General features: G+C 60.2%; 13 protein-coding genes and 1 pseudogene. 5 read left to right on the forward strand and 9 right to left on the reverse strand.

Features of this window, described 5'->3' with window-relative positions; genetic code table 11:
* Positions 1 to 26 precede the first annotated feature (26 nt).
* On the reverse strand, positions 27 to 1,847 hold the full coding sequence (locus AABB31_RS06300) for an ABC transporter ATP-binding protein/permease (RefSeq protein WP_342075317.1): 1,821 nt from the start codon (positions 1,845 to 1,847) through the stop codon (positions 27 to 29).
* Positions 1,848 to 1,913: 66 nt separating this feature from the next.
* Entirely contained in the window at positions 1,914 to 3,131 is a 1,218-nt protein-coding gene (locus AABB31_RS06305; protein ID WP_342075316.1) for a LysM peptidoglycan-binding domain-containing protein, read from the reverse strand.
* Positions 3,132 to 3,245: 114 nt separating this feature from the next.
* Between AABB31_RS06305 and AABB31_RS06310 the strand changes: the two genes are divergently transcribed.
* Positions 3,246 to 3,803, forward strand: coding sequence for a TIGR00730 family Rossman fold protein (locus tag AABB31_RS06310; protein WP_342075315.1), 558 nt, complete (start codon positions 3,246 to 3,248; stop codon positions 3,801 to 3,803).
* 14 nt (positions 3,804 to 3,817) lie between these two features.
* Here AABB31_RS06310 and AABB31_RS06315 read toward each other — a convergent pair whose 3' ends face one another.
* The 6 genes from AABB31_RS06315 to AABB31_RS06340 form a co-directional block, all read right to left on the reverse strand.
* On the reverse strand, positions 3,818 to 4,792 hold the full coding sequence (locus AABB31_RS06315) for a pyridoxal-phosphate dependent enzyme (protein ID WP_342075314.1): 975 nt from the start codon (positions 4,790 to 4,792) through the stop codon (positions 3,818 to 3,820).
* Between the two features lie 67 nt (positions 4,793 to 4,859).
* Positions 4,860 to 5,459: a superoxide dismutase gene (locus AABB31_RS06320; protein WP_342075313.1), complete on the reverse strand. Its 600-nt coding sequence runs from the start codon at positions 5,457 to 5,459 to the stop codon at positions 4,860 to 4,862.
* Positions 5,460 to 5,602: 143 nt separating this feature from the next.
* Positions 5,603 to 6,175, reverse strand: a complete 573-nt coding sequence (locus tag AABB31_RS06325) for a sarcosine oxidase subunit gamma family protein (RefSeq protein ID WP_342075312.1) — start codon at positions 6,173 to 6,175, stop codon at positions 5,603 to 5,605.
* Entirely contained in the window at positions 6,168 to 9,179 is a 3,012-nt protein-coding gene (locus AABB31_RS06330) for a sarcosine oxidase subunit alpha family protein (RefSeq protein WP_373635540.1), read from the reverse strand. Before AABB31_RS06330 ends, AABB31_RS06325 begins: the two co-directional genes overlap by 8 nt.
* Positions 9,176 to 9,505, reverse strand: a complete 330-nt coding sequence (locus AABB31_RS06335; RefSeq protein WP_342075311.1) for a sarcosine oxidase subunit delta — start codon at positions 9,503 to 9,505, stop codon at positions 9,176 to 9,178. Before AABB31_RS06335 ends, AABB31_RS06330 begins: the two co-directional genes overlap by 4 nt.
* Positions 9,506 to 9,592: 87 nt before the next feature.
* The gene (locus AABB31_RS06340) at positions 9,593 to 9,829 is read right to left on the reverse strand and encodes a hypothetical protein (protein ID WP_342075310.1); all 237 of its coding nucleotides are present in this window, start codon (positions 9,827 to 9,829) and stop codon (positions 9,593 to 9,595) included.
* Between the two features lie 167 nt (positions 9,830 to 9,996).
* Here AABB31_RS06340 and AABB31_RS06345 point away from each other — a divergent pair, with 167 nt between their 5' ends.
* Positions 9,997 to 10,182, forward strand: a complete 186-nt coding sequence (locus tag AABB31_RS06345; RefSeq protein ID WP_342075309.1) for a hypothetical protein — start codon at positions 9,997 to 9,999, stop codon at positions 10,180 to 10,182.
* A 29-nt stretch (positions 10,183 to 10,211) separates the two neighbouring features.
* Here the strand turns inward: AABB31_RS06345 and AABB31_RS06350 are convergent.
* Positions 10,212 to 11,455 (reverse strand): annotated as a pseudogene (locus AABB31_RS06350) (sarcosine oxidase subunit beta family protein).
* Between the two features lie 195 nt (positions 11,456 to 11,650).
* On the opposite strand from AABB31_RS06350, the gene ccmI reads away from it, so the two are divergent.
* Genes ccmI through AABB31_RS06365 form a run of 3 tightly spaced genes read left to right on the forward strand, consistent with a single transcriptional unit; the run spans position 11,651 to position 13,565 of the window.
* Entirely contained in the window at positions 11,651 to 12,844 is a 1,194-nt protein-coding gene (ccmI, locus tag AABB31_RS06355; RefSeq protein WP_342075308.1) for a c-type cytochrome biogenesis protein CcmI, read from the forward strand.
* Positions 12,841 to 13,317, forward strand: coding sequence for a Holliday junction resolvase RuvX (gene ruvX, locus AABB31_RS06360; RefSeq protein WP_342075307.1), 477 nt, complete (start codon positions 12,841 to 12,843; stop codon positions 13,315 to 13,317). Before ccmI ends, ruvX begins: the two co-directional genes overlap by 4 nt.
* On the forward strand, positions 13,314 to 13,565 hold the full coding sequence (locus AABB31_RS06365; protein WP_342075306.1) for a DUF1289 domain-containing protein: 252 nt from the start codon (positions 13,314 to 13,316) through the stop codon (positions 13,563 to 13,565). The genes ruvX and AABB31_RS06365 overlap by 4 nt, the downstream gene beginning before the upstream one ends.
* Positions 13,566 to 13,577: the final 12 nt, after the last annotated feature.

A 13,577-nucleotide genomic window follows, 5' to 3' on the forward strand; every position in this document is an offset into this window, starting at 1 on the left:
CCTATTGCGGGCGGGTCGATGAATGACTAGGCCGGTTCATCCTCGGACTGCCGGTTCCACAGATGCGCATAGCGACCGGCGGCGGCCAGAAGATCATCATGTTTGCCCTCTTCAACAATCACGCCCTGTTCCAGCACCACGATCTGGTCCGCATCGGCAATGGTCGACAGCCGATGTGCAATGGTAATGACGGTCCGGCCCTCGCCCATGGCTTTCAGTTCGGCCTGAATTTCCATTTCGGTTTCGGTATCCAGGGCGCTGGTCGCTTCATCCAGCAGCAGGATCGGCGGGTTTTTCAGCAGGGTCCGCGCGATCCCAACCCGTTGCTTTTCACCGCCGGACAGCTTCAGCCCGCGCTCGCCTACCGTAGTCTGATAGCCATCAGGCAGGCCAACAATGAAGTCATGGATTTTTGCAGCCTTGGCTGCGGCAATGATGTCATCCTCTGTTGCATCCGGACGGCCATAGGCGATGTTGTAATGCACCGTGTCGTTGAAAAGCACCGTATCCTGCGGCACGACACCGATCTGGGCATGCAGACTGGCCTGCGTGACATCGCGCACATCCTGCCCGTCGATCAGCAGCGCGCCGTCGTTCACGTCGTAAAACCGAAACAGAAGGCGCCCAATCGTTGACTTGCCCGACCCGGAAGACCCGACAATGGCCACTGTCTGCCCCGGTGCCACATCAAGGTTGATGCCGCGCAGAATGGGCCGGGCGGGATCATAGCCAAACGCCACATCGCGCAGGGCCACATGCCCGCCAGTTACGTTCAGGTCTGTGGAACCCGGCGTGTCCTGCACTTCGGCGGGTTGGCCGAGCAGGTCAAACATATCGCCCATGTCGATCAGCGCCTGCCGGATTTCGCGATAGACCGTCCCCAGAAAGTTCAGCGGCATGGTAATCTGGATCATGTAGGCGTTGACCATGACAAAATCGCCGACGGTCAGATCACCGCGCTGCACCCCAAAGGCCGCCATGACCATGACCACGATCAACCCGCCGGTGATCAGAAACGACTGGCCAAAGTTCAAAAAGGCGAGCGAATAATTGGTACGGATCGCGGCATTTTCGTAATTGGCCATGGCGGCGTCATAGCGATCAGCCTCCCATTTCTCGGCGCCGAAATACTTGACCGTCTCAAAGTTCAACAGGCTGTCGATGGCTTTTTGATTGGCGTCCGTATCCTGATCGTTCATCTCTTTGCGGATCTTCACCCGCCACTCGGTCACCTTGAACGTGAACCAGACATAGAGGGCAATGGTCAGAACAACGATCGCCAAATACCAGACATCAAAGAGAAAAAACAAAATGATGGAGATCATCAAAAGCTCAAGAACCAGTGGCCCCATGCTGAACAGCAGGAAACGTAAGAGGAACTCGACACCCTTGACCCCGCGTTCAATCACGCGGCTCAGCCCGCCGGTCTTGCGGGTGATGTGATAACGCATCGACAGGCGGTGAATATGGGTAAATGTCTCTAGCGCAAGCTGGCGCAACGCCCGCTGGCCCACCCGGGTAAAGATCACATCGCGCAATTGCTGAAAGCCGACTGTCATCAGCCGGGCAAGACCATATGCGACCGTCAGGCCAATCGCGCCCAACCCCAGGAAAGTTGCCGCATCAGCCCCCTCGGGGGCAAGCGCGTCGACAGCCTGTTTGTAGAAAATCGGCGTGCCGACCGCGATCACCTTGGACAGAAGCAATACCGCAAGGGCCAGCACGACCCGGCGTTTGACCCATGCCTGCCCATCCGGCCAAAGATAAGGCACCACGCGCTGAATAACCGCCCAGCCCTGCACTTGTGCATCATTGAGGTTGGCAGTGGTCTTGGGCAGGCGGCGCATCGGCTTCTCCGGGTATCAGCCCCTTTACGTAGGATGCCGTACCCGGGATGACCAGCCCCCTGGTCGCTATTGTCCAACCTCGGGGATCCGGAAAATCTGACCGGGGTAAATCAGGTCAGGATCCTTGATCAGGTCAGCATTCGCGGCAAAGACCTCGACATAGAAAATACCGTCACCAAGGTTCTCTTCGGCAATCGCCCAGAGGGTCGCGCCGGGTTGCACAGTTTTCACGGCCACTTCGAAACCGTCCTGCCCGGTCTCTTCGGCCAGCACGGCGGCCACATCTGCGGCTTCCTCGCGTTTGAAAGGTGTCTCCAGCCGGGACACCACATCGCCTTCGCCGTCCACTTCGTCGATCCGCAGGGTGTAGACGCCGGTGTCAATCTGGGGCAGTTCGATGCGCCAATCGCCGCCTTCGGTCACCGGAGATGTCGAAATGGGCTGATTGTCGAGGTAGATCTGAACAGCCCCGTCACCCTGCGCCCGGCCTGACAATTGCACCTCGCCTGCCGGATCATATGTAATCGCGTCCAGCGCGACATTGGCCGCCGTCACGGGGGCCACGGGCGCGTTCTGCACGACGCGAACGCCGCCCGCGTCAGCCTGCAACACGGTCGGCGGCAATGGTGATGCGGCCTGGGCCACGCTGACCTGCGGGACGGCAGGCGTGCCGGGTGCAGGCACCTCTTGCGCGGCGGCGACACCCGCAGGGACATCACCGATGGTCGCCGAGGGATCAATTGGCGCATCGGGGTCCGTGGCATCAACGGTTGGGTCAGCGACCAATGCAAGCGGGGCGGCGATGGGTGACACAATAAAGCTTGCCTGCGAGGCAATGGCATCCCCCTCGGGGTCTGCAAGCAATGACAGTTTTCGCGGCTGATCAGACGGCCCCGCCTGTGGGAGGGCTACGAAATTGCCCGCGCCATCGGCCACGACACGGGCCAGAACCTCATCCGCCAGAATGATATCAACGATCTGCCCCGGTGCTGCGCGGCCCGCAATGACCATATTACCGTCGGTTTCCACGCGGAATGTATCAAATACCGGCCCTTCCTTGGGCGGTTCCGGTGTTGGTGCGGGGGCTGCAGGCGCTGCCACTTCGGCCACATCCGCAGCCGGGGCAACCGCTTCTGCCGGGTCAGGCGTTTGCGCAATATCGGCGCCGGGTTCTGCAGTGGGCGTGGGTGCGGGCAAGACCATCACTACGGCAACGGCAACCGTCACAGCGGATAGAACGCCCAAAGCCGCGCGCGCATAGTTGAGATATGGTTCGTCAGCCACGGTCCGTCCCTTTCACGGCACAAAGCCCCTTATGGCAGCCCCATCCCACGGTTGCGCCAACATAACAACAGCGCTATGGCCGGTCAAAGCCAAGTCTTTGTGAAGGGTTACGCGATGTCCACAGTTTTACGCTCGGTCTGTGTTTATTGCGGCTCACGCGACGGGAACGACCCCGCGTTTGCCGATGCCGCCGGCGACACGGGCCGCATGCTGGCCGGGAATGACTGGCGGCTGGTCTACGGGGCGGGCGATGTGGGGCTGATGGGCCGTGTGGCCAATGCGGTTCAGGCCGCGGGCGGCAAGACATTTGGTGTCATCCCCACGCATCTGCTGGATTGGGAGGTTGGCAAACGCGATCTGGACAGCTTTGTCATCACCGAAACAATGCACGAGCGCAAAAAGGTGATGTTCATGAATTGCGACGCGGTGGTTGTGCTACCGGGTGGGGCGGGATCACTGGACGAGTTTTTCGAAGCGCTGACCTGGCGCCAACTCGGGCTGCATGAAAAGCCGATCTATTTGCTGAATGTCAACGGGTTCTGGGATCCGCTTGCAGGGCTGCTATCGCATGTGGTCGATCACGGCTTTGCCGGCGACAATATCCTGCGCTATGTCACGGTGATCGCGGATGTCCCCGCACTCGAGGCCGCTTTGCGCGAAACGCTCGCCTGATACGGCATCCCGCGTCACTGCTGGCGCATGATCTCGTGGTATCGCGCAAGCCCGATATTTGATCCGCAGGCAATGATGCCAACCTGCTGGCCATCCAGTTCATCCCGCAACGGCCCCAGCACCGCCGCCAATGATGCCGCACAGGCCGGCTCTGCGGTTATGCGCAGCTTGTCCTGATAGAGGCCCATCGCCTGACGCATGTCGTCATCGGCAATTTTCACAATACGGTCCACATGGGCCTTTGCGACCGCAAATGAGTGGGGCATCGCCATGGGCGCGCCCAGACTATCGGCAATTGTGTCAACACGGTCCAGCCGCACCGGCCTATCAGCGGCAAAGCTGCGTGACATGCTATCGGCCCCAAAGGGTTCCACCCCGATGACCTTTGCATGCGGGGCCAATTGCTTGATCGCGCAGGCCATGCCCCCGATCAGCCCGCCGCCACCGACAGGAACCACAAAGACATCAATGTCAGGTGTCTGTGCGAGATATTCCGCGCCCAAGGTCGCCGCGCCAAGGGTCATGTAGGCCCCCTCAAAAGGGTGTATCATCACCCGGCCTTCCTCCGCCGCCGCGTTCATCGCAGCAAATGCATCCGCCATCGTGTCATACAGCATCACGGTCGCGCCCAGCGCCTTGCAGCCCGCGATCCGGGCCGGGTCAACCGCACGCGGCATCGTGATCAACGCCGCGACCCCCGATGCCTTTGCGGCCCAGGCAACAGCCATTGCATGATTGCCACCACTGGCCGCAACAACCCCAGCGGCGCGTTGTGCCGCATTCAGCGCGGCAATGCCCAGATATGCACCGCGGGCCTTGAAAGAACCCGTCTGCTGAAACAGTTCCAGTTTCAGCGTCACGCCGGCAGAGGGTGGCAGCACATCGGACCACAACGCATGGGTCAGCGGCAGCACAGGGGTGCGGATGATGTGATCACGCACTTGCGCAGCTGCCGCGTCTATGGCGGATAAATCTGGCCCGACCATCATCTTTCACTCCACGAAAAAGGCCCGCGAGATGTCTCACGGGCCTTCGGACTTGTCTATCTTGAAAAGGTCACAGGCGCGAGGCCACGTTTTCCCAATTCACCAGATTATCAAGGAAGTTGGTCAGATAGGCCGGGCGCTTGTTCCGGAAATCAATGTAGTAGGAATGCTCCCACACGTCGCAGCCCAAAAGTGCGGTTTGACCAAAACAGAGCGGGTTCACACCATTTTCCGTTTTGGTCACAGCCAGCGATCCGTCGGCATTCTTGACCAGCCAGCACCAGCCTGATCCGAACTGGCCGGCACCCGCAGCGCTGAACTGCGACTTGAACTCGTCAACCGATCCAAAGCTTTCGGTGATCGCCTTTTCCAATTCGCCGGGCATCGCGCTGTCGCCGGGGGCCATCATTTCCCAGAACTGATTATGGTTCCACAACTGGCTGATATTGTTGAAAATACCATTCTGGGCCACGGCGGACTTGTCGTAGGTGCCAACGATGATCTCTTCGAGGGATTTACCCGCCCACTCGGTGCCTTCAATGGCCTTGTTGCCATTGGTCACATAGGCGTTGTGGTGCAGGTCATGGTGATATTCGAGCGTTTCCGCAGACATGCCTTTGCCGGCAAGCGCGTCATGTGCATAGGGAAGATCGGGGAGTGTAAAAGCCATTTCTCATATCTTTCTGAGTTAAGGACGGTATGCACCGATACATGTCACATGATGGGGCGAGGTCAAGACCAGCCCCGCACGTTTCGATACCACCGACACCACCGGCCAGCGCGGGCGATTGTCAGGCCAGACCGTCCGACAGGTCAATCCTGCGGGAAATGCCCAACCGCGCCTGCATTGGCGCTCGCCACAAGCAGGTCGAACGCATATTCGGCAACGGACCGAAAGCAGATCACCGCAAAGCTGTCATCGTCGGGCATCCAGAAGGCAGCAGCAATCTGACCAAGACGGCTGCGCCGGAAATCGCCGGGCTCAAACGCCATCGGGTGCAGATCAACCGGGGCCAGTTTGGCGATCACCTCGCGGGCGAATGCCCCCTCGACCCGGATCAGCGCCCGCGCATCCGAGACATTTTGCGCAAGATAGTGTTTGCCCGCCAGTGCCTTATCAAGACTAGCCAATGCCTCGTTCACCTGCGCATAAGGCACCAGCACCAGAACCTCATCGGGCGACATCCAGCACAGACCCTGCGCCCCCTCGCAATTTGCCAACCCCTGATCGGGAAAGGCCTGCCCGGTCAGGGTTTTGCAGATCGAACCCAATTTCTTGTCGGACAGATCGCCGCGCAACGTGATCATGCCCTGCAGGCCTGCATCCGTTATGGTGACGTCGCTGGTCACGGATTTGCCGCGTAATGCGGTGAGTGCGTCAGACATCCTGCTTGGCCCCCGCCTTGTCATAGACAACCGGATCAACGATTTTCGTCTTCACCGTGCCGCCATCAACCTTGTTGAACTGGATGATCTCCCCCATCCGGTCCGGCCCGTGCAGGACCAGTCCCATCGCAATCCCGCGCCCCAGATTGGCCGAATAATAGGTCGAGGTGACCCGCCCTTGCGTATTGCGTTGCCCGTTGGCGTTGGTGCCGTCGGCAAGCGCGTAAGCGCCATCTGGCAGGACCGAACCATCCAGCGTTTCCAGCCCGACCAGCTTCCACCTGTTGGGATCGGCCATATGCGACCGGGTATGCGCGCGCTTGCCCAGATAGTCCTCTTTCTTTTTCGACAGCGCCCATGACAGGTTGAGGTCCTGCGGGATGACCGTGCCATCGGTTTCGTCCCCGATCATGATGAACCCTTTTTCGGCGCGCAGGATATGCAGGCATTCGGTGCCGTAGGGCATGACGCCAAACGGTGCGCCCGCCTGCATCAACGCATCCCAAAAGGCCTGCCCCTGCCCGGCCGAAACCGCGATTTCGTAGGATAGCTCACCCGAGAACGATATTCGGAAAACCCGCGCGTCAAAACCGCCGATCTGGCCATCGGCCCAGTGCATGAATGGCAGCGCATCCGCAGATACATCCATGCCACCCAGTTTTTCCAGCACCTTGCGCGCGTTTGGACCGACCACCGCAATCTGTGCATATTGTTCGGTCACATTGGCGACATAGACCTGCCAATCCCACCATTCGCATTGCAGCCAATCTTCCATATGGGCGTGAATATGTTCTGCCCCGCCGGTGGTGGTGTGGCAAAGCCATGTATCCTCGGCCATGCGGACGACAACGCCGTCATCCATCAGAAACCCGTTTTCGGAACACATCAGCCCATAGCGGCATTTGCCGACCGGCAATGTGGACATCATGTTGGTATACATCATGTCCAGAAACCTGCCCGCATCAGGCCCTTTGACGATCAGCTTGCCAAGGGTGGACGCATCCAGCAGCCCAAGGTTTTCGCGGGTATTCCTGACCTCGCGATTGACAGCGTCATGCACGGTTTCGCCGGCGCGCAGATAGGCATAAGGCCTGCGCCATTGGCCGACAGGTTCGTTATCAGCGCCATTGGCATTGTGCCAATCCGATAAAGGGGTCTTGCGCACTGGCTGGAACAGATCGTTCTGTGCAACCCCCACAATCGACCCCATGGAAATAGGCGTATAGGGGGGGCGGAACGTTGTTGTTCCCACATTCGGAATATCCTCACCCAATGATTGCGAAAGGGTCGCAAGACCATTGATATTGCTTAACTTCCCCTGATCCGTCGCCATTCCCAAAGTGGTGTAGCGCTTGGCATGTTCGACGCTTTCGAACCCTTCCTGTGCGGCAAGCTGGACGTCACTGACTTTGACGTCGTTTTGAAAATCAAGCCACGCCTTGGCGCGCAGGTCTTGCGGGGCATTTTCGGGCATCAGCCAGACTGGTGAAATCGGCCCCTCTGCCAGGTCATCCCCAAGCGGGGCAGTCCCACCGCACAGCATGTGACCGGCTGCTTTGGCAGCGGCGCGGCCGGCGGCCCAGCCATCCCCCACAACCTCTGCTGTAAACAGATGCCCGTTGGCGGTGCCTGCCGTCGCCACAAACGCGGCACCGGATGCGCCTGTCGGCGGACGTTCGGGATCGGGGCGGAACATGACCTGATCGGGGTCCCACATCAATTTACCGCTGCAATGAGACCAAAGATGCACCACGGGCGACCAGCCGCCGGACATGGCGACACAGTCACATGGGATCTCCTCGGTCCCGGTCCCATCACCGGTCTGGTCGCAAAGGGTCACACCGGTGACCCGCTTGCCCCCCTGCACCTTGGCGATCCCCTGACCGGCAGCAACCCTGATCCCCATGTCATGCGCTTTTGCGATCAGCGGACCGTCTGCATCCTTGCGCGTATCGACGATGACAGGCACGGAAAGCCCCGCCTCTTTCAGCATGATCGCCGTGCGATAGGCATCATCATTATTGGTCACGACAACCGTATTCTGGCCAATGGCCACGGCGTAATTGGCGACATAGTCGCGCACCGCCGAAGCCAGCATGACACCCGGCAAATCATTCGCCGCAAAGGATAGCGGACGCTCGATTGCGCCGGTTGCGGTCACAATCTGCCTGGCCCTGATTTTCCAAAGACGGTGCCTGGGGTGATCGGACACAGGGGCATGATCCGTCAGCCGCTCATAGACCAGCGCATAGCCATGATCGTAAACCCCTGCCCCCATGCAGCGGGTGCGCAGATCCACATTGGGCATCTCTTTCAGCGCAGCGACTGTCGCATCAATCCAGTCCCGCGCTGGCATCTCGTCAATCATCGGTGTGTCAACAACCGCGCGGCCACCCCAATGGGGGGTCTGTTCGACCAAAAGAACACGCGCGCCACGCTCCCCCGCAGCCAGGGCAGCGGCAAGCCCGGCAATGCCGCCGCCCACGATCAGCACGTCGACATGCACATGAAAATGCTCATAGGTATCGGCGTCGCGATCCTTGGGCGCCTTGCCCAGACCAGCCGATTTGCGGATGAACGGCTCGTAGACATGTTTCCATAAGGGGCGCGGATGTATGAACATCTTGTAGTAGAAACCCGCTGGCAGAAAACGGGCCAGCCGGGTATTGATCGCGCCCACATCAAATTCGAGGCTGGGCCAGTGGTTTTGCGATGTGGCCGTCAGCTCGTCGAAAACCTCTGTCGTGGTGGCGCGTTGATTTGGTTCGAACCGGCCACCCTGTCCCAGATTGACCAGCGCGTTGGGCTCTTCCGCCCCGGACGCGACCGGGCCGCGCGGGCGGTGATATTTGAATGAACGCCCCATGAGCATCTGATCATTGGCCAGCAGGGCCGATGCAAGGGTGTCCCCCTCATATCCCGTCAACGCGGTGCCGTTGAATGTGAACGTAACCTCTTTGCCCCTGTTCAAGACGCTGCCGCCGGTCTGCAAACGGACGCTCATTGCAGCGCCTCCCATGACCAATCGGGATATTTGGCGGTGATGGCGTCCTTGACGTGCTGGGGCGGCGCCAGGGTCTGGGCGGCATAGGTGCCGAACACCTCAAGTGTTGCGGTGCAGCGGGCAGCCAGAAACCACTTGCCGCACCCGTAAACATGCTGCCATCTTTCCAGATGCACCCCTTTGGGGTTGTGGCGCATGAACAGGTAATCCTCGAACGCGGCATCGGTTGATCCGGGACCTTCCCGTTTCAGATGCGCCTCGCCGCCGGCGTGCAGCTCTGTCTCGTCGGCATCCACGCCACAATATGGACAATGCAGGATCAGCATGGGCGTGCCTCGTTTGACTGGTAGGCCGACACAGCAAAGCCGGGCGCGAAAATGCACCCGGCTTTGCGTTGTGGTTGGTGAGTGGTGTTATTCGGTGGCTGGGGCCGCTGGTGCGATTTCCTCGGCTGCTGGGGCTGTTGTGCCATCTGCCGCTGGTGCCGCTTCTTCGGAAAGGCCGACGCTTGCCGGATCGGCCGTCGGGCTGACGGATCCACCCGCGAAGAGCGCATAGAGCAGAACCAGCACCACGATAACGGCCGCGATGACAAATCCGGCGCCGCTGCCTGAACCTGTGGTGGTCTTTGTACGTGTGTAATCAACCATAGAGAATCCTCCTTTTCAGATGTGTTCATCGAAACACACCTGCGAAAAAGAGGAATATGGGCGGATTTCCCCGGTCTTTTTCGGCCAAGGATGGCCGAATCCGCCGATATCATTGGGCCAACCCCCGCCGGGGTCGCAATGCCAGTGCGAACAGGTAATCTGATTGCATGGAATTGCTGCTGATCATCCTTGGGGGGGCGTTGAGCGCTGCAATCATCTTTACGATGATAGAGCGTCTGCGTGGCCCCGGTTTCGACGAAGACGATGAGGGCTTCGACAATGTCAGCTTTGATGACAGGGCGATGACGCCCGAGTTGCGCGCCTATCTCAAGCGGATCAAATCCAAACGATAGTCCCGCGACGTTTTCACCCCCCACAAACATCAATGCGCCACCCCCGCAGCCACGCTTTCGTCGATGAACTTGCCTTCGCGAAAGCGGAACATGCTGAATTCGTCGGTCAACGGGGATTGCCCCTTGGCGATCAGCTCTGCCATCGCCCAGCCAGAGCCGGGGATCGCCTTGAAACCACCCGTGCCCCAGCCGCAATTGACAAAAACACCGCCGACCGGCGTCTTTGACAGGATCGGGGACCGGTCGCCGGTCACATCGACGATCCCCCCCATTGGCGCAACATCTTCAGCCGGGACAGCATTGGAAATGTCTCGACCAGCGCGCGCACGGTTTCCTCGACATGATGGAACGACCCGCGCTGCGTGTAATTGTTGTGGCTGTCGGTACCGCCCCCGATCACCATTTCGCCCTTGTCGGACTGGGATAGATACCCGTGTACCGTATTCGCCATCACGACCACATCCATGCATGGTTTGATCGGCTCTGACACCAGCGCCTGCAAGGGCACGGATTCAAGCGGCAACCGAAACCCGGCCATCTGTGCCAGCACGCCCGAATGGCCGGCCACCACCAACCCAAGCTTGTCGCAATCAATCGGCCCTTGGCTGGTCTCAACCCCAACCACCTGATCCCCGTCCCGGCGCACGCCCACGACTTCACATTGCTGGATAATGTCCATGCCCATGTCAGAGCAGGCCCGGGCCAAGCCCCAGGCCACGGCGTCGTGCCGGGCCGTGCCCCCCCGCGCCTGCCACAGGCCGCCCAGCACCGGATAGCGCGGCCCGTCAATATTCATGATGGGGCATAATTCCTTGACCCGTTGCGGGCCAATCCATTCGGTTTTCACCCCTTGCAGCGCATTGGCCTGGGCCGTGCGTTGATACCCCCGGATTTCATGCTGTGTCTGTGCCAGCATGATCACCCCGCGGGGGCTGAACATGATATTGTAGTTCAGGTCCTGACTTAGGGTCTCGTACAGGCTGCGGGATTTTTCGTAGATCGCAGCCGACGGATCCTGCAGATAATTTGACCGGATGATTGTCGTGTTGCGCCCGGTATTACCGCCGCCCAGCCAGCCCTTTTCAAGGATAGCAACATTGGTGATCCCGAAATTCTTGCCCAGATAGTAGGCCGTCGCCAGACCGTGCCCGCCTGCGCCCACGATGACGACATCATACCTGGCCTTGGGCGCGCGTTTCGCCCACGCCCTTTCCCAACCGGTATGATTGCGCATGGCCTCTCTGGCGATGGCAAAGGCGGAATAGGTTTTCATGCGCGGGCGTCTCCTGCCGGGGCCGTGTTGACCGCTTTGTTTTGGACCGAACCGGACATGGCTTGGATGCTCGCAGCGGCGTCTGTCGGACATTTTACGACATGTGTTCGACCGCATAAAAGCCGTCTTGTCACAGGGGCTTTCCATAGCACAACTGCATCATTAGGTAAGGCCCTGGGAAGGGAACCGGTCTGAATGCTTTTTTGGGTAGTGTGTAGTGTCATGACGCTGGTCGTCGCCGCAATTGTGGTGACCCCCTTGTTGCGCCCGGGGCAACCGGTTTCCGATGGGACAGATATTGAAATCTACCGCGCGCAACTTGCCGAGATTGATCGCGACGTGGCCCGCGCATTGCTGGCCCCCGAAGAGGCCGAAACCGCCCGGGCAGAAGTGGCCCGCAGGCTGCTGGCCGCAAGCAAGACTGTCGCGGCACCGCAGCTTGCAGGCCGGTCCCGGGGATTGTCCATCGCGCTTGTGGGCTGCATCGGGCTGATCGCGGTTGGCACATACTGGCAGATTGGCGCCCCGGGCTACGGGGACCTGCCGCTCGCGGACCGATTGGCGACAAGTGCCGCGATCCGGGCGGACCGGCCGGATCAGATCGCGTTAGAGGCTGCGGCCCCGCCTGTTCCGCCTGTCGACGTGCCCGATGAATATCGCGAGGCCGTCGCACAATTGCGCATCATCGCCCCGACCCGTCCGGACGATCTGCAGGCATGGGAATTGCTGGTCATACATGAAACCGAGCTGCGCAATTTCGCCAGCGCCGCCCGCGCACAGGCGCAGGTGATCCAGATAAAGGGGGCGCCGGCCGAGATTGCCGATCAGGCCCTGCAACTTGACCTGATGGTGTCCGCCAGCGGCGGGCTGATCTCGCCCGAAGCCGAGGCCCTGGCCCGCCAGATGCTCGCCACCGATCCGGCGCATCCGACCGCACGGTTCTATCTGGGTGTTCTGTTTGACCAGACAGATCGCCCGGATCTGGCATATCGGTTCTGGCGCGAGATGGCCGAAACCGGTGATCCGGAGACGTTTCATGTGGCCCGCGCCCGGGCGATGATCGAAAGTGCGGCCTTCCGGGCCGGGATTGACTACACGCTGCCAACTGCGCGTGGCCCGTCCCTGCAGGATATCGAGACAGCGCAGGACATGACCCCACAGGACCGCGAAACAATGATCGGGAATATGGTTGCCGGCCTTGCGGATCGCTTGGCAAATGAGGGCGGAACCGCCGCTGACTGGGCGCGGCTTATCCGGGCATATGGGGTTCTGGGCGACCGCGACAATGCGCAAATGGTCTGGACCGAGGCGAAGGACGTGTTCGGCGCCCGCGAGGAGGCCATAGCAATCCTGACGGAAGCCGCGCAGGCAGCGGGGCTTTTGGAATGATCTGCGAAACGCCTCAGGCGTTCCGGGCCGCCCTGCCGGAAACTGGTGCAATTGCAGGGCTTGATCTTGGAACGGTCACGCTTGGGGTTGCGGTGTCTGATAGCATGCGCGCCATCGCGACGCCGTTGCAGACGATCAAGCGCAAGAAATTCGGTGTGGATGCAGGCAAGCTGCTGGAACTGACAAGCGCCCGTTTGATCCAGGGGCTGGTTCTGGGGCTGCCGCGCAATATGGACGGGTCCGAAGGGCCGCGATGTCAAGCCACGCGGGCCTTTGCGCGTAATCTCGAAAAACTCACGCCGCTGCCAATCGCCTTCTGGGACGAACGGCTGTCAACGGTCGCCGCCGAACGCGCCCTGCTGGAGGCCGATACGTCACGCCGGAAACGCGCAGATCTGATCGACCACGTGGCCGCGGGATATATCCTGCAAGGGATGCTTGATCGGCTTGCACATATGAAGGACGCAGGATGAACAAACCCGTTGACACCGACGCCATCTGGCAACGCGATGAGATTGAAAGTCCCTGTGTGAAGATATGCGTTATTCATCCGCAAAGCCGTCTATGCGCAGGCTGCCTGCGCAGCATTGATGAGATCGGCGGATGGTCACGGATGAGCCCGGATCAACGCCGAGAGGTGATAGATGCACTTCCCGATCGGAAAGGTCTGGTCAGCAAACGGCGCGGTGGACGCGCGGGCCGAAAAGGACAGGCATCGTAAGATGGATTTAAA

The sequence above is a fragment of the Yoonia sp. SS1-5 genome, assembly GCF_038443705.2.
GTDB classification, from domain to species: Bacteria; Pseudomonadota; Alphaproteobacteria; order Rhodobacterales; family Rhodobacteraceae; genus Yoonia; species Yoonia rhodophyticola.

What these genes read in the sequence shown, in the direction of transcription:
- AABB31_RS06300 (WP_342075317.1), bottom strand. Translation starts at nt 1,847, where the DNA reads ATGCGCCGCCTGCCCAAGACCACTGCCAACCTCAATGATGCACAAGTG.
- AABB31_RS06310 (WP_342075315.1), top strand. Translation starts at nt 3,246, where the DNA reads ATGTCCACAGTTTTACGCTCGGTCTGTGTTTATTGCGGCTCACGCGAC.
- AABB31_RS06315 (WP_342075314.1), bottom strand. Translation starts at nt 4,792, where the DNA reads ATGATGGTCGGGCCAGATTTATCCGCCATAGACGCGGCAGCTGCGCAA.
- AABB31_RS06320 (WP_342075313.1), bottom strand. Translation starts at nt 5,459, where the DNA reads ATGGCTTTTACACTCCCCGATCTTCCCTATGCACATGACGCGCTTGCC.
- AABB31_RS06325 (WP_342075312.1), bottom strand. Translation starts at nt 6,175, where the DNA reads ATGTCTGACGCACTCACCGCATTACGCGGCAAATCCGTGACCAGCGAC.
- AABB31_RS06330 (WP_373635540.1), bottom strand. Translation starts at nt 9,179, where the DNA reads ATGAGCGTCCGTTTGCAGACCGGCGGCAGCGTCTTGAACAGGGGCAAA.
- AABB31_RS06335 (WP_342075311.1), bottom strand. Translation starts at nt 9,505, where the DNA reads ATGCTGATCCTGCATTGTCCATATTGTGGCGTGGATGCCGACGAGACA.
- AABB31_RS06340 (WP_342075310.1), bottom strand. Translation starts at nt 9,829, where the DNA reads ATGGTTGATTACACACGTACAAAGACCACCACAGGTTCAGGCAGCGGC.
- AABB31_RS06345 (WP_342075309.1), top strand. Translation starts at nt 9,997, where the DNA reads ATGGAATTGCTGCTGATCATCCTTGGGGGGGCGTTGAGCGCTGCAATC.
- ccmI (WP_342075308.1), top strand. Translation starts at nt 11,651, where the DNA reads ATGCTTTTTTGGGTAGTGTGTAGTGTCATGACGCTGGTCGTCGCCGCA.
- ruvX (WP_342075307.1), top strand. Translation starts at nt 12,841, where the DNA reads ATGATCTGCGAAACGCCTCAGGCGTTCCGGGCCGCCCTGCCGGAAACT.
- AABB31_RS06365 (WP_342075306.1), top strand. Translation starts at nt 13,314, where the DNA reads ATGAACAAACCCGTTGACACCGACGCCATCTGGCAACGCGATGAGATT.